Origin of the sequence: Flavobacterium frigoris PS1, assembly GCF_000252125.1 — a bacterium.
Lineage (GTDB): Bacteria > Bacteroidota > Bacteroidia > Flavobacteriales > Flavobacteriaceae > Flavobacterium > Flavobacterium frigoris_A.
Map to the genome: position 1 here is coordinate 1 of NZ_AHKF01000010.1, position 22,396 is coordinate 22,396.

Below are 22,396 nucleotides of genomic sequence, written 5' to 3' on the forward strand. Positions count from 1 at the left end.
AACCAAGAATACGTTGTTCCCGACACTGAGGCTGCTCCTATGGCTTTTCCTGTCGGATTGGATGTACATGTTTTTGTGAAAGCAGTACCTGCATTTGCTGTTGGCAATGCATTTACCGTGATTTGAATCGCAGTAGATATATTTGTACATCCACCAGAAGTAACCGTTCTTCTATACCATGTGGTAGCTGTTAAAGCTCCTGCTGTATATCCTTTCGTATTACTGGTTCCTGAAGCCGTGACAAAATCTGAAGTTGCACTCGTAGTACTACTTTCCCAAAAGTAAACATAAGAACCACTTCCGCCTGTTGGTATAGTTCCTGTAAAAGCTGAAGGTGCTGTAGACGTACAAATAGTTTGGGCAGCACTTACCGTATTGTTCGCTATTGCTGGACTTACCGTCATTGTTACTTGTGACGCAGCACTTTTTACATACACAGCACTCATTAAAAGATTGTTAAAAGTGGGAGATAGAATGCCCGATGCATCTGTTATCGTTCCAACAACTACATTGCCGGCACCTGTCCAATACATTGGTTTTCCAAGTGTTGCAGTTGGTGAAATCCATTTCTGTGTACCATCAACGAATAAACGGCCATAACCATCTGAAGGGTCATACCTGAAACGATAATTATGAAAAGCATTATCCGTTAGGATTGGAAAGTTTACGCTAGTCACCGTTGTAAAAGACCCAGCACCGTTACTCACGCGGTAAGAAACACTGAAATTTGAACCACCTGTGATGATTAGTGAACTTCCCCGAGTAAACAATTCGCTATCACTTTCATTTCTTAAATAACTTAAACTGTAATCGATGCCTTCACTGTTAAATTCAGGTGCTGTTCCATTAAAAGTTAAATCTATATCGGTTTTAGGAGAAGTAATAGGCGCAAGGCTAAGTATTCCACCTACACCTGCAACATATTGGCCAGAACCTGAAAGTGCATCTATTCCATAATCCGAATCTGTAATTGCCTTTGTATTGTCATTCCAAGAAAAATTAAGAATTGGTTGTGTGAGTAAACCTGAAGCACAGGCATCGCTCGAAGTTAAAACAACAGACACCTGATCTCCGTTTACGGGAGTATAGGTATAAGTAGGGCTATTTGTGCCCACATTGGTGCCGTTTACTTTCCATTGATAAGCAGGAGAAGAACCTCCATTGGTTGGTGTGGCTGTATAAGTAACAGATGTCCCGTTGCAAACTATTAAAGAAGGGTTTGCAGCAATACTTACACTGGCAGTAAGTAATGGATTAACGGTTATCGTTGCTGATGCACTATTAGCAGAAGCACAGGAGCCATTAGTTAAAACAGCTCTGTAAGATGTCGTTGCCGTTAAATCGGTAGCCGTTAATGTTGTTGTTGTATTGGCTATAGCTGTACCTGCTGTCGTAAAGTTGTCCACTGAAGACTCCCAACGGGTGATTGCTCCTGTGTGGCCACTTAATGTCAATACGGTACTGTTTGTTCCTGTACAAACGGAGGCGCTACCCGCAACACTACCGCCTACAGAAGCTGGATTTACTGTTACCACGGCATTGCCTGTCATATTTGATGTGCAACCTCCGTTTGTCGCTTTAACGGTATAAGTTCCTGCAGCAATTTGATTGCCAAAACTGATGGCAGCTCCTGTACCTGAAAACGCAGAACCAACTGTTGAGGTGCCATTGTACAATTGATAATTTACACCGTTTTGTGAATTTGCAAGTCCAACGACAACTCCTGCACCTCCAGCACAATAACTGCCGCCTCCTGTAACAGTATAGGTTGTTACACTTCCTGTATTTGACCAACTAATAATTACTTGGCCGTTGGCACCTGCACCGCCGTCTCTGTCTGTACCACCTGCTCTTGAACCACCACCACCACTGCCAGGAACAAAACCGGGGTTACCATCTCCATTGCTTCCACTTCTTCCGTCACCTCCATTTCCTCCTCCTGACGGGGCTGTTCCTCCAGAAGAGGTATTACCATTAGTTCCATTTGATGATGTACCTGCTGAAGATCCACCACCACCACCATAATTTCCATCTGAGCCATTACCACCAGCACCGCCATTGTTTCCGCTGCCAATCCCTGCAGAAGCAAGTCCACCAGCCACTCCATTTCTTGACTCACCAACGACACTTTGTCCACCAACTGCTCTTACAAGGTCAATACCTGATGGTTGCAATCTAAACCTTGAATTACCGCCTGCAGCATTTGATGAACTGCCTGCCCCTACAAAAACATCATAGACTTGGCCTGGTATTACAGTTAAGGTACTATTGTTATAAGCGCCACCACCGCCACCACCGCCAGATCTATTGTCATCTGCTCTTGAGCCACCTCTACCACCGCCACCCCAAGCTTCAACAGTGATGCTGGTTACGCAAGAAGGTATTGTAAAGGGGCTTGTTCCTGGTGTTGAAATTATATAAGGGGAAACCGAAGGGTTTGCTATAAATGCTTTTAAACTTAATGCTGTCATGGAAATAAGAGAGTTTCCACTCATTGTTGTTGAGGAAATATCAGTTGTGTTTGTAACAGGAATACTTCTTGTCCCTATTGCGTGTAAAATCCCCAAGTCATCTGTGCTTCCAGCTGGATTGTAATTCCAAAATAGTTGATCATCTACAGACCAATTAGTCCCAAAATTATTGATTGTTCTATAATTAGTGTCGCCAGTACGTATAGAACTAAGAATTTTTAATGGCAAATCATTGGCATTAATCGTTAAGCCTATAGTAAATTGAAATGTTGTTGCATTTGAGGCACCACTGCTATAAGTTTTAGAATCTGTAATTGGCGTAGTTTGATCAACATTGTCGTAAACTCCAACAAATACAGTATTTGCTGCAACTGTTGAACCACTGGTACTAATTACACTAAACGATAGTGTAGTATTGGTTGCTGCATCAAGTCCAGCTTCATTTAAAAAATAAAGTTGTGTGTTTTGCCTAGCATTAGATCCAATATCACCATTTATGGCCGTGAGTGTTTGACCTCCATAAGTAAGAGTTACTGATCGTATGCTTGTATCTATTGTTGAGGTTGCAATTCCAACAACCATAACACGACGTGTGTTGGTGCCAATAGGCACTGTATAAATACCTGAATAATTGCCTGTGTTATTATATACAGTAGTCCACGCATTTAGCGTAGTAACTTGTGCTTGAGCGCTATTAACACTAAGAACAATGAACAACAAAAAAAACAACAACCTTTTAAATTGGCGTAATTTTGTGTTTTTAGGTTTTAAATTAATTGTTGAAAACCTTAAAACGTTGTTAAAAGCAGTAAAGCTAAATAACAAAAAAAATAGCGGTGCTAGATTTTTTAACGTAGGGTAATTTTTCTTCATGTGGTATTTATTGCTTTGGGGCTAAAATCATTTGAATGACTTTAACTTTTAAAATAAAAATTTAGTCCACTCGTGCGCGAATAACCTAAAATAAATTTTTCTAAAAAAATAAAGACGTTTATCTGTCATTTTATCCGTTAAAGTACATTAATCACAAAAACGAAAAGCCTTACAAAAAACCAGTTTCATAGCTCCTCTATTTTTAGTCATTTAATAACAAATTTATCTACGTAAGAAATAAGACCCTGGTTTTAAAAATTTTACACTTTTTTTTGATCCTAAAACACAATCGCTCCCAAAGAAAAGAACGCCCTTCCTCAACACTTTTATCAAAATTACAACTGACTTTATTAAGCTAAAAATTTAAATTAATACACATTTAAGCAGGCCCTAAAAGGAAAGAATGAAAAACCCTCTCTACAGAAATAAATATAAAAATCGAGAGCCTATTATAAGATTTCCTGAACTAATATAATTTTAATAATAATCTGCTATATATTTTATAATCAGCGGTATGTTTGAATTTACATCACTCAAATAAGAGTAAAAAACCACTAGCTTAACAAGCCAACATCCTTTTAAATATATATAAAAATCAAGCCAAAAGCATATTATTTGTAAATCCAATTAAAAACCCGAAATTTGACCAAAACTCCCTATAATCCCAAATTATAACCTCTTATGAATCCTATTTTTTCTATAAAAGACGCCACAAAAAAAATAGAACATTATTGCGCGTACCAAGAGCGTTGCCATGAAGAAGTAGAGTCTAAACTGCGATCTATGAAAATGGACTCGGACGAAATTGACCAAATTATTGCAAGACTCATATCTGACAACTTCCTTAACGAAGAGCGCTTTGCTTGCAGTTTTGCGCGTGGCAAACATCGGATTAAACACTGGGGAACTATCCGGATTACAAATGAGCTTAAATTCAGAAAAATAAATTCTCGCTTGATTACTACAGCCCTGAAAGAAATCACTATAGAAGAATACTTAGAAACTTTTGAGAAACTATCCAATCGGACTTGGGAAAATAGCTCAGAGACCAATGCTTTGAAGAAGAGAAAGAAATTTTGTGATAATTTGCTGCGAAAAGGTTTTGAGAGTAATTTAGTCTATGAAAAAGTTAAGGAATTAGAAGCGATGGAATAAATAGAACGCGGATTACACCGATGTTGCGGATAAAAAACGGATTTTTTACTTTTTTAATCAGTGAAAATCAGTTAAATCTGCGGCCAAAAACAGCACTGAGAAAATTACTTTTCTAATTACTGGGATTCTTTTAAATCTGGGGCGAAAAAATAAAAACACTCAACAATTGCAACAGTTCACTAATTTCTTCTTCCGAATTATAACTATGTAAACAAAAACAAAGTCGTTCCTGCCCTTCGGGAACCGTTGGCGAAAGTATCGCTTTGACATCAAACCCTTTTTCTTGAAGTTTTTTAGCTCCGGATGTAACATTTTCATTTCCAAGAATGATGGCGGATTGTATTGCTGATTTACTGTGTACAAAAAGTGGTTTCAGTCCCAACATGTTCTTTTCTTGATTGAAATGAATGATGTTTTTGCGAAGTTGCGAAATGGTTTGTTGCTCTTTTTCGAAATGTTGGTAGGCAGTTAATATTGAAGCAACGGAATGGAGCGACAGCCATGTGGTAGACTTAAAGCTTTGGGCAAAGTTTACTAAACAATCCCTCAATTGAACCGAACCTAAAATCGCTGCTCCGGGACATCCTAAAGCATTTTCGAAAGTCAAAATACGAGCAAAAATAGGGTCTTGTAATCCTAGCATTTGAACAAATCCTTCGCCTTTTGAATCAAAAACACCTAATGCATGCGATTCATCAACTACTAAATAACAATGGTGTTTATCTGAAATCCGCACTAATTCTTCTAGATTGGGGCAATCGCCATCCATAGAAAAAACAGATTCGGTGACGATATAAATAATCGTGTCTGGATTTAGTAAAATCAATTTCTCTAAATCTTCAAAATCATTGTGATTGAATTTATAGGCTTTGGCATTCGACTGTTGAATTCCGTCACTAATGGACGCATTACACAATTCATCGTATAAAATAAAATCTCCTTTTTGAGGAACTGCACTAAAAAAACCAATAGCAGCATCACAACCCGAATTGAAAATCAACGCGGTTTCTGTTTGATGGAAATTAGCAATAAAAGCTTCTGTCTCCTGATACAGTTTGCGGTTCCCAGACAAAAACTGGGAACCGCTAGCTGCTTCTTCAGTGCTTTTATTTTTAATTAAATACTCCTGCGTTTCCTTAAAAATAATTTCTGAATGAGAAAAACCTAAGTAATCATTCGAGGCGAAATCAATTAAATCATTGAATAACGCGCCTTTTTGCAAAGCATCGTTTTGTTGCTGTTGATTTAGTTCCGACTGTATTGATTTTGGAAAAGATTTCATACATCGAAAATATAAAAATTCTGTCGATAATCAGGAACTTTCCGTTTAGATTGTCATTGTCTATCTAAAATTATATTGTACTCCAAACAATAAATTACCTTTTGGCATAGGAACTAAATTCGTTTCTGTATAATCCGTGTTGAAAATATTGTTAGCAAACAAAGACAACTCAAAAGCATTTAAAGTATAAGAAGCACCCAAATCTACAACTGAGTACGAATCACCAGCAGTTCGTTCTGCATAACGATACGAGATTGTATTACTGAAGTTTTTGAAGAATTGCATATTGTAACTCCCCACAAACTGATGTTTTAGTGAATTTAAAGAATACTGTGAGAAAGCATAGCTGCTTTGCTTTATATCATTCTGAATAAAAGAATAACCCAATTGTAACTTTTGAGCAAATGAATTAAGATTAAAGCTATAGAGCAATTGTGTTTCAAAACCCTTAGTGGTAACATCTTGAATATTTTGCGCTTGCCAAGGATCCGTAAGCTCCATTTTTACATAATCAATTAAATGATTAGAATTACGATTAAATACCGCCGCAAACATATTAAAATTAGATGTATTCCATTTCAAACCAATTTCTTGCGAAAATGCTTTCTCGGGTTCTAAATTAGGATTCCCTATCGTATTTGGAGATTTATAATTCAAATCAGTAAAAGTTGGAATTCTGTAGGTATACCCCAAATTACCATACACCTTAAGATTATCAAGCAATTCATATCCAACATCTATACCTGGGAAAGCAAAAAATTTGAAGTCAGAAAAATAACTCACTGCTACTCCCGGAGTAATATCTAACTTTTTATCAAACAATTCCAGACGATGCTCTAAAAACAAAGTACTTAAAAAACGGTTATTATTCCCCAGATTATTACTAGAAAGAAACACTTTAGCCGTTTCTATGCCAAAACCAGTAACACCAATATTTGAGGTATAAGATCCATTTAATTCTGCAGCAATTTTGTTTGAAATATGCAAATTTCTGTAAATAGACGGATTCTTTCTAATAAAAATATATTCGTCTTCATTACGTCTCCAATATACCTTTGGTTTCCAAGTAAAATTACCTTTTTTAATAGTCGTTGAAAAACCCACTAAACTAGCCTTTGTTTCCTCATATTGCTCAATAGCTGTTGGCGTAGAGTAAAAACCATTTGCCCCAAAGTTTTTTTCTGAAAGAGCAACCAACATGGTTATTGGCAATCTGTTTTTATTAAAAACACTCTTCAATACAAAATTCTGATTGTCGAAATCTGTATTATAACGATACCCGTTAGATGTGTTTTTTGAAAAATGTAAAATATGACTGCTTTCATTCAAATTAACTCCAGCGGTAACAGCAGCACTAACTTGACCATAAGAACCAGCCTGAAGACGTACTGAAGCATCATTATCAAGTGAATCCTTTGTAACTATATTGACAGCGCCAGTAAAAGCATTTTGACCAAATACGCGACTTGCAGGCCCTTTTATAATTTCAATTCTCTTAATAACTTCAATCGGCAATGCTAAATTCATCGAGTGATGTCCGGTTTGAGCATCATCTACCTTGAATCCATCTATAAGTAGCAGCGTTTGATCAAAACTTCCGCCTCGTATATACAAATCAGCTTGCATACCACTAGTCCCGCGACGTCTTACATCAATACCTGCAATTTGCTGTAAAGCATCAGCAACATTTGTCACTCCGGATTTTTTTATATCATCAGCAGTAATTAACTGAATGGTTCTGGAATTTTCTTTGAAAGGCAAATCAATCCTACTGGATGAAATAACCACTTCTTGTAACGTATCTGTCTTTTGTGTATTTTCCTGTGCACTTACTATCAAAGAACAGATAAAAAAGAAAGCTGAAAAGTATTTATTTTTCATTTATTAGAGTGTTGAATTATTTTAAAACGTTGCAAAAGTAGTATCTTTCCGGACTACTAAAATGGTCCAGTTTTAAAATGACAGATAGTCCGGTTAATACATTGCTAAAAAGCCTTATCCACTTTGATAAATCAAGTGCTAGCCCTGTGTATATTCAAATTTCCCAACAAATCATCAATGCCATTCAGCGTAGTTATTTAGCAGGAGGTTCTTTGTTGCCTGGAACTAGAATCTTTAGCCAATTAATAAATGTCCACAGAAACACAGCTGTTGCGGTATATGGTGAATTAGCTTCTCAGGGTTGGGTTGAAATAATTGCTAACAAGGGAACTTTTATATCAGTTCCTGAACAAAGAACAGCTACAATAAAAGCGGGCTCGAACCTGATAGGAGACATTTATAACTTTGCAGAAACCACTGGATTTCCCTTTCAAACCTCTTTTCATTTATCATCTACCCAAGAATTTACGGAAGCAAAGTATGAACTAAATGATGGGCAACCGGATTTAAGGCTACATCCCATTCATGAGTTTTCAAAATGGTATGGCGCTTCTATGAAGCGCAAATCATTGATTTCGAAATGGAATCAAAATAAAAAAACAAAGTATTCTGTATTTGAAAATCAACTGTGTAATTATCTAAATGCTACAAGGGGACTTCACATAAAGCCAAAAAACGTCATCAGTACAAGAAGTACAGAAATGAGTTTGTACATCATCTCGCAACTTTTAATTCGCCCGAATGATGTGGTTTTGGTTGGGGATTTGAGCAATTATGCTGCCAACATGATTTTTCAACAATCGGGAGCCATCATCAAAACAATCCCTATTGACGAACAAGGCTTAAATGTAGATTATATTAAAAAACATTTTGTAAAAGGGGCAATTCGGAGTGTTTATATTTGTGCCAATCGTGATTATCCGACAACTGTTTCATTAGCAGCAGAACGTCGCTTAAAACTGTTACAACTTGCAAAGGAATACCAGTTTGCCATTATAGAAGATGATTATGACTATGATTTTCAGTTCGAAGGCTTGGCTATGCTACCTATGGCCAGCTCAGACGCAAATGGAATGGTGATTTATTTGGGAAAGCTAGGACAATCTTTATTTCCGAGTTTTCAAACAGGATTTGTAGTAGCTCCAGAAAATTTAATTTCAGAAGCCAAAAACTATTTGCAAATGCTAGACCGCCAAGGCGATTTAACACAAGAACAAATGCTATCCGAATTGATTTATGAAGGTGAAATTCATCGATTACTCAAAAAAAATATATTGGTATATAAGCAAAGACGCGATTTTTTATACCAATGTCTTGAAGAGAATTTCAAAGATGCTATCCGTTTTAAAAAACCAACGGGCGGCCTTGCAATATGGTTGGAGTTTAATACGGTAATTTCCTTGGTTCAACTTTCAGAACAAGCGTTACGCTACGATTTGTTTTTGCCCAAAACCATACTTTATCAAGACAAAGATACTTGCGCTATTCGTCTAGGCTTTGGTCATTTGAATGAAGAAGAAATAGAAATCGTGGTAAAAAAATTGAAACAGGCTTATGATTTGGCCTTAAAATAAAAAAGCATACTATTTATTGTTTGTTAATTTGCAAAAATTATCTTGAGCTAATCTTCAGTTCTTTTTAAAACTGCTATTAATTCGAAAGAAAATTATATTGAGAATTAACAAATATGGAAATACTAATCGTAATTTAATGTGTGAAAATTTACGAAAACCTTTTCGTTTTAATACTTTATTAAAAACGTGTTAAAAATTACTTAAAATTCATATCTAAGATCTTTTCATGGGGAATAGTTTTCTATTTTCGAACCCTATGAAACGAATTGCATCCTTATTTTTATTGGTATCATTGTCTTACAATGTACTGGGATACTATCTGATGTTTGTCTATCAAGAAGAGCAGGCATGGGTTTCTGTTATGGAAAAAACATCTGATTTAGAATTTCAAGTAATAGAATTGAATGCTTCCTTGTATTCCTTTGTTGCAGACACCGATTTTGAATATGTGAATGAAAATGTCATTATTGAAAATAAAAGTTATCATATTTTCAAAAAAAGAATTCAAAACAACATCCTTAGTTTATACTATTTAAGGAATTCCTATGGAGATGTCATTGGAAAACAATTGAACGACATTGTTGACAATCAATTATTCGACAGCACAAGCTCTAAGGAATCACCAGTAAAAAAACTATTAAAATCATTTCTTCAAGATTATATCCCCAACACAAGTTTGGCTCTTGACTTTTCTCCAAATTTAGATCTAGCCTTACACAAACATACTGCAGCTATTAATCTAGCGGTAAATGCAGGCTACTTACATTCGCTTTATGCACCTCCAAAATTCATTTAATTTTTTATTACTAGCAGTAAAACCATTTTGTAATTTGACTCTTAAGTGCAAAAACAATCACGCATTTTCATTAAATCAGTGTGATAAAGCACTATTATGCTTTTCAAATTGGTAGAACAAACCACTATTCCTCTCACGCTATTATGTCTTTTTTAATAAAAAAAAAATGACATAATTATTCCTATTAGACATTGTGATTTGCCTGTTTTCTATTTACAAAATCCTTTTACTGTTTTCTTTTGGCACTAGCTACCAAAGTAACAAACCTGCTTTTAATTTATAAAAAAATGAAAAATGAAAAAACCAAACCAATTCTATATCTACGCTATAGTACTAATTTCTATATTCTTACAAACTCAAAATAGTGTTGCACAGGGATGTGTTGCAATAAAAGGAAATGCAACAAGTTGTATGATGATACATCCTGACAGCACTAATGTAGCTGCATGGCAATTAGCCACTAGCGGGCGCTACTTTAGATCATTTAGACATTTTTCTGGAACAGAAGAAAATAAACAAAGGCTAATACAAAAAACAGAGGTCATAAACTATTCTTCCGTTTTTAACCTATCACTCACTAGAACCCTTAACAATAGATGGTCCATTATGATTGATATTCCTGTTGCAAATAATGTTCGGTCCTCTCTTTATGAACATGGTTTAGTAAATGGGACCTATATAAAAAAAGAAAGACATTCTACAAGCTCTTTTGGAATAGGGGACATCAGATTTGCGGCTTACAGATGGCTATTAGACCCTACAAAAAGCACAAAAGCAAACATGCAATTAGGACTAGGGCTTAAATTACCAACAGGAGATTACAATTACAAAGATTATTGGTATAACGTAGGTCCAAACGGAACGAAAGAATTACGCCCCGTGGATCAATCTATACAATTAGGCGATGGTGGAACTGGAATTACCTTTGAGTTAAATACATTTTATAATTTCATAGAGAACTTTGGGGTTTATGGGAACTTTTATTATTTAATTAACCCGCGCGAGCAGAACGGTACGAGAACCTATAGAGAAACCTTATCTCCAAACTTAGCTAATGAAGCTCTTATGAGTGTGCCGGATCAATATATGTTTAGAGCAGGATTTAATTATTCTTTCCTCCACATAAAAGGATTATCACTGACCGCTGGAACAAGATTAGAAGGCATACCAGTTTACGATCTAATAGGGGGTAACGGTGATTTCCGTCGCCCAGGATACATCTGGTCTATTGAACCAGCTGTTAATTATGACTATAAAAAAGTAACCGTGTTCGCATCAGTACCATTTGCAGTAGCAAGAAATCGTACACAAAGCGTAACTGACAAAGAGAACTCAATTATTAGAGGTACTCATGTGCAGGGTGACGCTGCGTTTGCTGATTACACCTTAAACTTAGGGGTATCAACTAGATTTTAAGAAGTACTACCTTATTTCACGGCTGTAGATAACTAAATACAAATAGTCATTTCGGTTAATTCGATAAAAAACGTACGCTTTCATCAATTAATACTGAGATGAAGGCAATCCCGAAGCATTAATCTTTCAATAAAAACACACTATGGAAATTACTTTTAACTCATTATATTTTTCGTTTAGCAAAAAAATGGAAAAACACAGCGTTACTATAATGCGTATTGCACTTGCCACCGTTTACATCTGGTTTGGCGCCTTAAAAGTTTTTGGTATGAGTCCTGCAGGAGAGCTAGTAGAGGAAACAGTATATTGGTTTAGACCAGAAATATTTGTCCCAATTCTGGGGATTTGCGAAGTAATTATTGGTATTGGTTTACTAATAAAACACATCATTCCCTATGCGATTATTCTACTATTACTGCATATGTGCGCAACCCTTTTGCCTGTATTTATATTAAAAACTATTTGTTTTGACACTTTCCCGTATTGCCCAACCTTAGTTGGTCAATACATTATCAAAAACCTTGTTTTGATTGCAGGAGCACTTGTGGTAGCAGGAAAATACAATACCGAATATAAGAAAGAATTAGACACAAGAAAATCTAATAAATAGACAACAGCAGTTGTGTCTATATTTATAAAACAAAAAAAGCCTAACAATTATGTTAGGCTTTTCTTATATATGTAAATTATTTTAGTCTACTAAAACAATTACTTTATTGTCTTTCATTTCCAAAGTTCCTGCGGTGATAGCTAATGTATAGTTCTCAGCATTTACTTTAGTAAACAATCCTGATGTCTCTTTGTTAAACTCAAAACTTGGAGCTGTAAAACTTACAATTCCTTTCTGAAGCAAGGAAACAATCGGTGCGTGATTATTTAAAATTTGAAAACTTCCATCAACACCCGGTACAGATATCGAGGTAATTTCTCCTTTGAATAATGAAGCTTCCGGTGATACTATTTCTAAAATCATTTTTTTTATTTTAAATTTTAAATTTTAGATTTTAAATTAATTTATAATTCAAAATTCGCCATTTAAATAGATTACGCTTCTGCTAACATTTTCTCTCCAGCTTCGATAGCTTCTTCGATAGTACCTTTAAGGTTAAATGCAGACTCAGGCAAGTGATCTAATTCACCATCAATAATCATATTAAATCCTTTGATAGTATCTTTGATATCTACTAAAACTCCTTTTAATCCTGTAAACTGCTCAGCTACGTGGAAAGGTTGAGATAAGAAACGTTGAACACGACGTGCTCTAGAAACTGCTAATTTATCTTCTTCAGATAATTCTTCCATACCTAGAATCGCAATAATATCTTGCAATTGTTTGTATTTTTGAAGAATTTCTTTTACTCTTTGCGCACAGTCATAATGCTCATCACCAAGAATTTGTGGTGTTAAGATACGAGAAGTAGAATCTAACGGGTCAACCGCTGGATAAATACCTAGCTCGGCAATCTTACGAGACAATACAGTTGTTGCATCAAGGTGAGCAAACGTTGTTGCTGGTGCCGGGTCAGTTAAATCATCTGCAGGTACGTAAACCGCTTGTACAGATGTAATAGATCCTTTGTTTGTAGATGTGATACGTTCTTGCATCGCTCCCATTTCTGTAGCTAATGTTGGTTGGTATCCTACTGCAGATGGCATACGACCTAAAAGTGCCGAAACCTCAGAACCTGCTTGTGTAAAACGGAAGATGTTATCCACAAAAAATAATACATCTTTCCCTTGATCTGTTCCTGCTCCATCACGGAAATACTCAGCAATAGATAATCCAGAAAGTGCTACACGAGCACGAGCTCCTGGTGGCTCATTCATTTGTCCAAAAACGAAAGTAGCTTTAGACTCTCTCATTCCCAACATATCTACTTTAGATAAATCCCATCCTCCATTTTCCATAGAGTGCATAAATTCATCACCGTATTTTATAATTCCTGACTCTAACATCTCACGAAGTAAGTCATTTCCTTCACGTGTTCTTTCTCCTACTCCTGCGAATACAGAAAGTCCACCGTGACCTTTTGCAATATTGTTGATCAACTCCTGAATCAATACTGTTTTACCAACACCTGCACCACCAAATAATCCAATTTTACCCCCTTTTGAGTAAGGCTCAATCAAATCAATTACTTTAATACCTGTGAATAAAACTTCAGAAGAAGTTGATAAATCTTCGAATTTTGGTGCTTGACGGTGAATTGACATTCCGTTTTCACCTGTTTTAGGTAAATCACCTAAACCATCAATTGCATCTCCAATTACGTTGAACAAACGTCCGTAAACATCTGCACCAATTGGCATTTGAATAGGATTACCTGTTCCAACTACTTCATAACCTCTACTCAAACCATCTGTTGAGTCCATCGAAATGGTACGAACGGTGTTTTCACCAATGTGAGATTGTACTTCAAGTACCAATAAAGTACCATCTTTTTTTGTGATTTCTAATGAATCATAAATTTTTGGAAGTTCAACATCTTTACCGTTGAATACTACATCAACTACTGGACCAATGATTTGCGCAACTTTTCCTATTACTTTTGACATTACTTATGTATTTATTAAATAGCTATTTAGGTTTATGAAATAGAATCTATCGAATTCCATCGATTAGATACTTTTTTCAAGCTGCAAAGATAATTTTTTAAAATAAAAAATCAATATTTTTTTAGATAAAAAATAAAGTCCCTAGTAAATATTTCATTTCCAAAAGACAAATAAGAAAATGAAAAGGCTAAAAACTTAAAACCATCCCAAAATAGGGATGGCTTTACTTCACTTTATTTCAAACTTTAAAGCGATTTAGGAAATAAAATTCTATATTTTCCTAAATCTACTCCCTTTAGATTAGACCCATAAGTCGTATTAATAGCTTGAATGAATTTATTTGCAAGCATAGCATACCCTCTTGGAGATGGATGCACTCCATCTGTTGAAAATCCTCCACCGGTAATAAAAGCGCCAGTCACTGTAAATCCATTAGCTGAAAATCCACCAGCCGAAACTTGACTCATCAAAGCATTGGAATCAACAAAAGCTAATCCTTTAGCTGTTGCAACTGCTTTAATTTTTGCATTATAAGCATCTGTCGCCGTTTTTACCAAAGCTACTTCACCAGCTGTTAAAGTTGCTTTATCTTCCATTGGAAACGTTACTCCTATAGTACTATTTGTTGCTGGGTAGCCTGCTTTAGTTGTCCCAATTGAACCACCTGCCGTTAATAATATATAATCTCTAGTTGCTACTGCATTACTAGCATGACGCGCTTTGCCATAAAGATTAGCCAAAAATCCTGCAGTTTGAGCTGGATAATTAAAAGGCGCTTTTTGTAATGCATCAGCAAATAAAGCTGTAGCATCATAAGTCAACATCTCATCAGCAATCAAAAGTGGATTACTTGAACTTACCTTTAACACTTGGAAACGAGCAGGCTGAGATGCCGCTGCTAAAATACCATTCAACGCTCCAAATAACGGATTCAATTGCGCCACTTGTTCAGCATTCAATGGCACTGGGTTTGCCGCGATGTACGTGAAAAAAGGAAGAGTATTTACATAAGGAATATTCGCTACAACTCCTTTTGCCCCTCCTGACGTTAATGCACCCACTAAAGCATCATACGTAGCATCAAAACCAACCCCGGCAGCGCCAGCAGAAGGTGTAATTGGATCTGTTCCATCACCACCAGTTGTTGCATACCCCAAAACATCATTGTTTCCTATCCAAAGTGAAAAGAATGTTGGCGCCTGAGACATTGCATACGACACAATAGATGTAGAAGCATTTGTCGCAAAACGAACATAATATGGATTTGCGGTTCCAACTGCAATACCTGCTGCACTACCATAACTTGGCGATAACAAATGAAAACTTTTTGCACCTGGAACCCCACAGTTATTATAAGGCCCAGCAGCTACTACTGCTGGATTAAGAATTTCAGTTGAAGGCGTTCCTGAAACTGGAATTGGCGCTGCTCCTCCTGACGAAGCTAATCTTGCTCCAGCGAATTGAGTGCCATTAATTTTAAATCCACCTATATTATCTGCCATAAAAGGAATTTTAAAATCCCCGCCTCCTACTTCAGCAAATTGCTGCGCCATTATATTACTGTAAGACACCTTTTGACCCTCAATAAATAAAGCGCCATCTGAATAACCTGATGTTAATGAGTTTCCTAAAGCCACATATTTAGAAAAATTAGCCGAACCTGCCGTCAAAGGCAATCCGTCTGATGAGTTAGACACTATTACGACTTCATCGTCGCTATTACATGCCACAAAGGTCAACGAAACCAATAGTAGCCATTTGAAATTTTTTATCATGGTTGTATATTTTTATATGTTTTTGTCTTAATATTAAGGGTTGATTGTCCAAGAAGCAAAATACTGTTGCCCGATCAAACCAGCTCCTAGCACTTGACCATATTCTTTCCCACCAATATTAGAAGCCCCAAATTTTAAAGTTGATTTTAATTTAGGTATTTCATAATTAATTTGAGCATCAACTACTGTAGCGGCAGCAATCACACCATCTACCATTGTAGATTGCCATAAATACTCACTATTCCATCTTCCACTCACATTAAAACCAAAATTCTTGAATAATTTTTCATTTCCAAATGATGCTTTCACCCTATGTTTTGGAGTATTGAAACCAGCCTCAAAACTTGGGTCCTTTTCTTGATCGAACTTAAATTCAGCATAATTATAGTTAACACCCACTTCAAAATCTCTGTATACTTTTTTAGAAAGACCAAGACCAAAACCAAGTGATTTAATCTCTACGCTAGTATTAGTATACAATTGATAAACTCTATAGTCACCACCCTGAAGTGCAGCTAAGGTTTGGAATCCAGGATCCGCAGGATTTGGAGTAGCATTTGGAGCGTCTTGCGTTGTACCATAATAAGGCGCAACTACATTTAAGTTTCCGATAAAATCATTGTAAATATTATAGTACCCATTAACATCAATAGATACATCTCTTATAAACGAACGATATCCCAACTCAAATGCTTTAACCTGCTCAGGCTTCACGTAATCCACATTTGTTTTTCTCAATAAAGCAGCATTTCCCGTTGCGCTAAACTGAGCAACTGATGTTGCTGTATAAGAATTATTGTAAGCATTTAAACCGTTCAAAACAACTGTATTTGAACCAAGTACAGCTTGACCAAAAGCAGAAATCGTACCACTTCCATCAATATCATTACCCCTCACTTCAGAAAACCTCGTTAAATTATCTGGAGCTGAACCCAATAACAAAGCACTACCTACATTAAAACCAATATATTGATCTTGTGTTGATGGATTTCTGAAACCAGTTTGAAAAGAACCTCTAAAATTATGTCTTCTGCTTTCGCCTCCTGAATACACTAGAGAAACTCTTGGAGATATGTTACCATCAAAATTCTGTGCTTTATCATATCGAACTGATCCTGTAAATTTCAATCGGTCATCTATAAACTTTTTTGTTAATTGCGTATATGCTCCATATTCATTGTAGTTAATTGGCCCATCCTTATCAGTATAAATTCTACCATGAGAATTCAATTGATAAGCTCTATAAGAACCTCCAACTTGAATTTCAGCAAATTCAACAAGATCTTTAAAGTTATAGTTCGCATCTGAATGATATATCCTTGAATTATCAACTAATTTTGAACCCGATAAGACACTTGCCTCACCAGTTACTTTATTAAAAGCAGCATTGAAAGCGGCGGTTCCAGGAATTAATCTTCCTGCGTCTGCAGTAGCTCTTGCAGCAATCTCAGCATTTTCTGGTGTTTGACCTAATAACGTAGCTCCTATATATGCACCGGCATATTGTCCAAACCACGTTTTATCATCTTTCCAAACTCTATTTATATTAATACCGGTAAAAAGCATATCATATGATTGTCCACCATCTTCATTAGTAGTATACCCTCTTACAAAAAAGTTTTTCCCTTTTATTTCTAATTTATGCTGTTGCATAAAAAAGTTGTTCAAATAATACCTGTTCGCACCTTGATACACGGCATTTCCAAAACCAAATTTACTCTGCCAGATAACTTCAACATCATTCGCAAAAGGCTTGTAATGTATCGAAAAGTCAATTTTAGTATTACTCGCTTTATTGTCTGTCAAATTAATCTCATTATATCCAGTTCTGCTCACATTAGAATTAGGTAGTAAATTCACTGCAGATGCAGGTATCAAACCTAAAGCTGCTAATGATGACCCTACTCCTTTAATATTTGTGGTAACTTCATCTCCATATACATTTATACCATCATAATTAGCATGGCTTCTATCTCTACCAACATTAGTTTTATCATCATAATTTGTTGCATACCAATCAGTACCTCTCATATAAGTAAAATTAGCCTTAGCTGCTAATTTAGGACTAAAAGCATGCGCCATTCTAATTCCATAATCCACGTAATCATTTGAACCTGCCGCTTTTTGACTTGTTTGACCAAACTTTGCATAAGCAGTAATTCCCTGACTTGTGAACGGACTTTTACTATTCATAAACAAAATCCCATTGAACGCATTAGCTCCATATAAAGCTGAAGATGCTCCTGGCAATAGCTCCACACTTTGCACATCAATTTCCGAAACACCAATCAGGTTTCCTAAAACGAAGTTTAATAATGGGGAAGAATTATCCATTCCATCAACCAACTGCATAAAACGAGTATTTGCAACAGTTGCAAAACCACGCGTATTGATTGATTTAAAAGACAAACTACTTGTATTCATTTGAACTTCTTTTAAATTCTCCAAACCGTCATAAAAAGTAGCAGAAGCTGACTTTTTAATCTCAGCCGTTCCCATTCTTTCAATAGTAACAGGAGACTCCAAAACTCTTTCCGGAGTTCTAGACGCAGACACCACAATTTCATTAAGCAAATTTTGCTCCTCTTTAAGAACAACATTAACTTTTTGATTGTTTGACGTAACACTTACCCTTTTTGAAATAAAACCTATACTAGTAATTTCAATCACATAAGGTACTTTTCCTGACGAAACCAAGGTAAACTTTCCATCACTGTCGGTTACCGTCGCTGCAGTTTCTCCAACAATTTTAATATTAGCTCCAAAAATAGGTTGGTTGTCATTTTCAACAACTGAACCTGAAATTGAATTTTGCGCAAAAGTTATGCTGCAAAAAAACAATGACAAAAAAAGTAAATACATTCTCATTTGCTTGAATTTTATAGATTTAGATCACCAAAGTACAATTATTTTTAATATTAATAAAAAAACGTTAAAAATAATTCCTTATTGTTAACGTATTAGCGACATTTTAACACAATAACAGTAATATGATTTTTATATTTATCTCTGTGAATCTGTTAAAATGATGTAATATACTATGCATACATACTAAATTTACGGAATATTTATGTTTATCATAAAAATGATCCTTTTTGCATAATTTTATGCAAAAAAAAAAGCAAGATCAAAAATCTTGCTTTTTTTATTAAATATTATAAAAATTGTAATTTACTCCACCGTAACCGATTTTGCCAAATTTCTGGGTTGATCTACATTACAACCTCTCAAAACAGCAATATGGTATGATAAAAGCTGCAACGGTATTGTGGTAATTAATGGTGATAAAGCATCAGAAGTTTCGGGAATCTCAATAACATAATCAGCCAATTCGCGCACTTGTGTATCGCCCTTCGTAACTACTGCTATGATTCTTCCACTTCTTGATTTAATCTCTTGAATATTACTCACTATCTTGTCGTAATGACCTTGTTTAGGAGCAATAACGACAACAGGCATTTGCTCATCTATTAAAGCGATTGGCCCGTGTTTCATTTCAGCTGCAGGATACCCTTCAGCATGAATATAAGATATTTCTTTTAATTTTAAAGCCCCTTCAAGTGCTACCGGAAAATTATAACCCCTTCCTAAATACAAACAATTAGGTGCATCTATAAATGTCTTAGCAATTTCTTTTGCCTTATCATTAGTCTCCAAAGCTTCTCTAACTTTCTCCGGAATTAATTCTAATTCCTGCAAATACATATGAAAATCCGAATGCGACAGTGTTCCTTTGGCTTTAGCCAAACGAAGTGCAATCATCGTTAACACAGTGATTTGCGTAGTAAATGCTTTAGTTGAAGCAACACCAATTTCTGGACCTGCATGTGTATAAGCACCTGCATGCGTTTCTCTTGAAATAGAAGAACCCACAACATTACAAACACCAAACACAAAAGCACCTTGCTCTTTAGCCAATTTAATTGCCGCCATTGTATCGGCCGTTTCGCCAGATTGCGATATAGCAATAACTACATCCTTACTGTTGATTATTGGATTTCTATATCTAAATTCAGATGCATATTCTACTTCAACAGAAATCCTTGCAAATTCCTCGAAAATATATTCAGCAACTAAACCTGCATGCCATGAAGTACCACAAGCAACTATGATAATCCTGTCTGCATTTAAGAATTTTTCTAAATTATCTTCAACTCCAGCCATTTGAATAAGACCCTCGTTTGCGTGCAACCTTCCTCTGTAAGTATCTTTAATAACACTTGGCTGCTCATAAATCTCTTTTAACATAAAATGATCGTAACCCCCTTTTTCAATTTGCTCCAAATTCATCTGAAGTTCCTGAATAATTGGATTAACTAAAGAATCATCTTTAATCTTACGAACTTTCATTTGTTTATGCAATCTAATATTTGCCATTTCACCATCTTCCAGATAAATAGCATTAGATGTATATTCTATAAAAGGCGAAGCATCTGAGGCAATAAAAAATTCCCCTTCACCAACACCAATTGCAAGCGGACTTCCTAAACGAGCCGCTACAATTTCATCTGGATTTTTCTTGTCAAAAACAGCAATTGCATAAGCCCCTACTACTTGGTTAAGTGCAATTTGAACTGCCTTACCCAATTTCGTTTTTTCCTTTTTTTGCACTTCCTCAATAAGGTTCACAAGCACCTCAGTGTCCGTATCTGAATGAAATACATAACCTCTTTTAATCAATTCTACTTTTAAGGGAGCATAATTCTCAATGATACCATTATGAATTATCACTAAATCACCTGAATTAGAAACGTGAGGATGCGAGTTGACATCATTAGGAACACCATGTGTTGCCCAACGCGTATGACCAATTCCTATAGTACCGTTCGTAGTAATTTCCTTAGAAGCTCTTTCTTCAAGGTCAGCAACTTTACCCTTTGTCTTACTAAGTTTTATAGATTCACCATCATAAATCATTACTCCGGCACTATCATAACCTCTATATTCAAGTCTTTTCAATCCCTTTATAACAATAGGATAAGCCTCTCTATAACCTATATATCCAACAATTCCACACATATTTTTATATTAATTAGGTTTAGTGTAATAAATTTCCAATTTCAATCTTTTATCTGCCGGGACAGTAGATTTACCCCCGTAAAGAACTGTTCCTAAAGGATTCATAACTGAAGCCCTTGGAGCTTGAGATATTGATGAAGTCGCTGTTCTCAACTTATTTGACGCTGTCACATTTATATCTTCCGTAACAACAACGCCTAACTTAACATTAGTTGAATCAGCATTTTTTATAAGATTTCTTATCTGATTTGTTATTCTTATCTTATAAAAACCATCAGCAGTATTTTCTTTATTTAAAATACCACCATATACTATTTTACCGTTTTTAGCATCCGTACCTGCCGTAGCATCTACCGCATAGTCAAAAACTGCTCTACTATTATTTAAGTCATATAAGTAAATCCGTTTTGGTTCATACGCACTTCCCATTGCACTTGCATCAACATGAAAAACAAGATTAGCTTCGTTAATTAACCATCCATTATTTCTAATAGTTTCCAACTCGTCAGCAACACCATTATTATCAGTATCTGGTCCAAACAACTCTAGAATCGACATCGAACCTTCTCCTCCTTTTAAATACAACCTTTCATCTCCAAGAGCCTTGTTAATATTTCCTGAATTGGTTCCATTTGCATATGAAGTATTGGTATTGCTTTGTCCTAACAAACTAACCGTATTCCCAGTCAGATTAAGGACTATCGATTTATCCACTCTAGTCTTATCAGCATCTGAAGTATCTTCTTTGTACTTTATGGTAACCTTTCCCTTCTTGAAATCTAATTGTGCCAACGCACCTGCAGTAGTCCCTGACTTTTCTACTTTAAAATACAATCCTCTAAAATATTCTCTAAAAATATCATTTGAAGACAATTTCCCTGCTGCAGATCCACCAATAATTTTGTTTTTGAAAAAACTTGAGTTAAGAGCCAATCGCATCCCAGGAGCTGTTCTGGTAACTACATCCTTACCATCCGTCGTAGTAGTTTCTTTATACTCAGCAGCGTCAAAGAAAAATGAATCGTTTTGAGAAACAATACCGCTATCATTCAATCGCCCTCCTATTTTAGCACCATCAAAATCTGCATTTTGATCTGTAAAATATTTTTGTGCTTCCTGAAAACCACCAACAGGATCTAAATCTCTCATGAAATAACCAGATTCATATACGCTCAACTTAATTTTAGCATCAGTGGCACCATATATAGAATCTAATTCATATACATGATCCCCATTTGTATCAGTAGATACTAATGTGCTAAAATAAGGAATCGTTAAAGTTACACTTTCAATTACAGGGTTATTGCCTATTACAGGACTTGTAGACTCTAACGTCAATTGAGTTGCGAAATTTGAAGTTGTTGTTCCAAATGCCGGATTCTCAAGAATCCCTAAAGAATTTGTAGCTAAGTTATTAGATTGTATTGGTCCAATTTTTTGATTATAAGCTACCACACTTGAAGTATATTTAGCAAAGTCAAAATGATTATCCCCAATCAAACCATCTCCAATTGAGTTATAATCTTTATCACAGGAATATAAAAAAACAACACAAGCAACTATTAGAATTTTCTTAAAAAAAGAATTATTGTACATAT

Annotated in this window: 15 protein-coding genes; 6 read left to right on the forward strand and 9 right to left on the reverse strand. The window is 35.6% G+C overall.

Annotated features, from left to right (window positions below; genetic code table 11):
* On the reverse strand, positions 1–3,191 hold a 3,191-nt coding region (locus HJ01_RS17110), incomplete at its 3' end, for a hypothetical protein (protein ID WP_238531065.1).
* On the opposite strand from HJ01_RS17110, the gene HJ01_RS17605 reads away from it, so the two are divergent.
* Together HJ01_RS17605 and HJ01_RS02415 are read left to right on the forward strand one after the other, a co-directional pair.
* A complete protein-coding gene (locus HJ01_RS17605) occupies positions 3,181–3,333 on the forward strand; it encodes a hypothetical protein (RefSeq protein ID WP_007136681.1) in 153 nt (50 codons plus the stop codon). The two genes, HJ01_RS17110 and HJ01_RS17605, sit on opposite strands and share 11 nt — an antisense overlap.
* Positions 3,334–4,025: 692 nt before the next feature.
* Complete coding sequence (locus tag HJ01_RS02415) at positions 4,026–4,499, forward strand: regulatory protein RecX (RefSeq protein WP_007136682.1); 474 nt, start codon at positions 4,026–4,028, stop codon at positions 4,497–4,499.
* 130 nt (positions 4,500–4,629) lie between these two features.
* On the opposite strand, the gene HJ01_RS02420 is transcribed toward HJ01_RS02415, so the two are convergent.
* Positions 4,630–5,781 carry an aminotransferase class I/II-fold pyridoxal phosphate-dependent enzyme gene (locus HJ01_RS02420; protein WP_007136683.1) on the reverse strand — a complete coding sequence of 384 codons (1,152 nt, stop codon included), beginning with the start codon at positions 5,779–5,781 and terminating at the stop codon, positions 4,630–4,632.
* Between the two features lie 60 nt (positions 5,782–5,841).
* Positions 5,842–7,662 carry a TonB-dependent receptor plug domain-containing protein gene (locus HJ01_RS02425; RefSeq protein WP_007136684.1) on the reverse strand — a complete coding sequence of 607 codons (1,821 nt, stop codon included), beginning with the start codon at positions 7,660–7,662 and terminating at the stop codon, positions 5,842–5,844.
* A 77-nt stretch (positions 7,663–7,739) separates the two neighbouring features.
* Between HJ01_RS02425 and HJ01_RS02430 the strand changes: the two genes are divergently transcribed.
* From HJ01_RS02430 to HJ01_RS02445, 4 genes are all read left to right on the forward strand, one after another.
* Positions 7,740–9,236: a PLP-dependent aminotransferase family protein gene (locus HJ01_RS02430; RefSeq protein WP_007136685.1), complete on the forward strand. Its 1,497-nt coding sequence runs from the start codon at positions 7,740–7,742 to the stop codon at positions 9,234–9,236.
* A gap of 256 nt (positions 9,237–9,492) precedes the next feature.
* Positions 9,493–10,032: a hypothetical protein gene (locus tag HJ01_RS02435; RefSeq protein WP_007136686.1), complete on the forward strand. Its 540-nt coding sequence runs from the start codon at positions 9,493–9,495 to the stop codon at positions 10,030–10,032.
* A 294-nt stretch (positions 10,033–10,326) separates the two neighbouring features.
* A complete protein-coding gene (locus HJ01_RS02440; RefSeq protein WP_007136687.1) occupies positions 10,327–11,448 on the forward strand; it encodes a hypothetical protein in 1,122 nt (373 codons plus the stop codon).
* A 187-nt stretch (positions 11,449–11,635) separates the two neighbouring features.
* Entirely contained in the window at positions 11,636–12,058 is a 423-nt protein-coding gene (locus HJ01_RS02445) for a DoxX family membrane protein (RefSeq protein ID WP_202946659.1), read from the forward strand.
* Positions 12,059–12,139: 81 nt separating this feature from the next.
* Here the strand turns inward: HJ01_RS02445 and HJ01_RS02450 are convergent, their stop codons facing one another.
* From HJ01_RS02450 to HJ01_RS02475, 6 genes are all read right to left on the reverse strand, one after another.
* The gene (locus HJ01_RS02450; RefSeq protein ID WP_007136689.1) at positions 12,140–12,421 is read right to left on the reverse strand and encodes a F0F1 ATP synthase subunit epsilon; all 282 of its coding nucleotides are present in this window, start codon (positions 12,419–12,421) and stop codon (positions 12,140–12,142) included.
* 71 nt (positions 12,422–12,492) lie between these two features.
* Positions 12,493–14,004, reverse strand: a complete 1,512-nt coding sequence (gene atpD, locus HJ01_RS02455) for a F0F1 ATP synthase subunit beta (RefSeq protein ID WP_007136690.1) — start codon at positions 14,002–14,004, stop codon at positions 12,493–12,495.
* Between the two features lie 245 nt (positions 14,005–14,249).
* The gene (locus HJ01_RS02460; RefSeq protein ID WP_007136691.1) at positions 14,250–15,779 is read right to left on the reverse strand and encodes a hypothetical protein; all 1,530 of its coding nucleotides are present in this window, start codon (positions 15,777–15,779) and stop codon (positions 14,250–14,252) included.
* Between the two features lie 33 nt (positions 15,780–15,812).
* Positions 15,813–18,647 carry a TonB-dependent receptor domain-containing protein gene (locus HJ01_RS02465; RefSeq protein ID WP_007136692.1) on the reverse strand — a complete coding sequence of 945 codons (2,835 nt, stop codon included), beginning with the start codon at positions 18,645–18,647 and terminating at the stop codon, positions 15,813–15,815.
* Between the two features lie 303 nt (positions 18,648–18,950).
* A complete protein-coding gene (gene glmS, locus HJ01_RS02470; protein WP_007136693.1) occupies positions 18,951–20,798 on the reverse strand; it encodes a glutamine--fructose-6-phosphate transaminase (isomerizing) in 1,848 nt (615 codons plus the stop codon).
* A 9-nt stretch (positions 20,799–20,807) separates the two neighbouring features.
* The gene (locus tag HJ01_RS02475; protein WP_007136694.1) at positions 20,808–22,394 is read right to left on the reverse strand and encodes a DUF4270 domain-containing protein; all 1,587 of its coding nucleotides are present in this window, start codon (positions 22,392–22,394) and stop codon (positions 20,808–20,810) included.
* Positions 22,395–22,396: the final 2 nt, after the last annotated feature.

Bases quoted from the DNA above. Each gene is read 5' to 3' on its own strand.
- HJ01_RS02475 (WP_007136694.1), bottom strand. From the start codon at position 22,394: ATGTACAATAATTCTTTTTTTAAGAAAATTCTAATAGTTGCTTGTGTT.
- glmS (WP_007136693.1), bottom strand. From the start codon at position 20,798: ATGTGTGGAATTGTTGGATATATAGGTTATAGAGAGGCTTATCCTATT.
- HJ01_RS02425 (WP_007136684.1), bottom strand. From the start codon at position 7,662: ATGAAAAATAAATACTTTTCAGCTTTCTTTTTTATCTGTTCTTTGATA.
- HJ01_RS02430 (WP_007136685.1), top strand. From the start codon at position 7,740: ATGACAGATAGTCCGGTTAATACATTGCTAAAAAGCCTTATCCACTTT.
- HJ01_RS17605 (WP_007136681.1), top strand. From the start codon at position 3,181: ATGAACAACAAAAAAAACAACAACCTTTTAAATTGGCGTAATTTTGTG.
- HJ01_RS02450 (WP_007136689.1), bottom strand. From the start codon at position 12,421: ATGATTTTAGAAATAGTATCACCGGAAGCTTCATTATTCAAAGGAGAA.
- atpD (WP_007136690.1), bottom strand. From the start codon at position 14,004: ATGTCAAAAGTAATAGGAAAAGTTGCGCAAATCATTGGTCCAGTAGTT.
- HJ01_RS02435 (WP_007136686.1), top strand. From the start codon at position 9,493: ATGAAACGAATTGCATCCTTATTTTTATTGGTATCATTGTCTTACAAT.
- HJ01_RS02415 (WP_007136682.1), top strand. From the start codon at position 4,026: ATGAATCCTATTTTTTCTATAAAAGACGCCACAAAAAAAATAGAACAT.
- HJ01_RS02440 (WP_007136687.1), top strand. From the start codon at position 10,327: ATGAAAAAACCAAACCAATTCTATATCTACGCTATAGTACTAATTTCT.
- HJ01_RS02460 (WP_007136691.1), bottom strand. From the start codon at position 15,779: ATGATAAAAAATTTCAAATGGCTACTATTGGTTTCGTTGACCTTTGTG.
- HJ01_RS02465 (WP_007136692.1), bottom strand. From the start codon at position 18,647: ATGAGAATGTATTTACTTTTTTTGTCATTGTTTTTTTGCAGCATAACT.
- HJ01_RS02420 (WP_007136683.1), bottom strand. From the start codon at position 5,781: ATGAAATCTTTTCCAAAATCAATACAGTCGGAACTAAATCAACAGCAA.
- HJ01_RS02445 (WP_202946659.1), top strand. From the start codon at position 11,636: ATGGAAAAACACAGCGTTACTATAATGCGTATTGCACTTGCCACCGTT.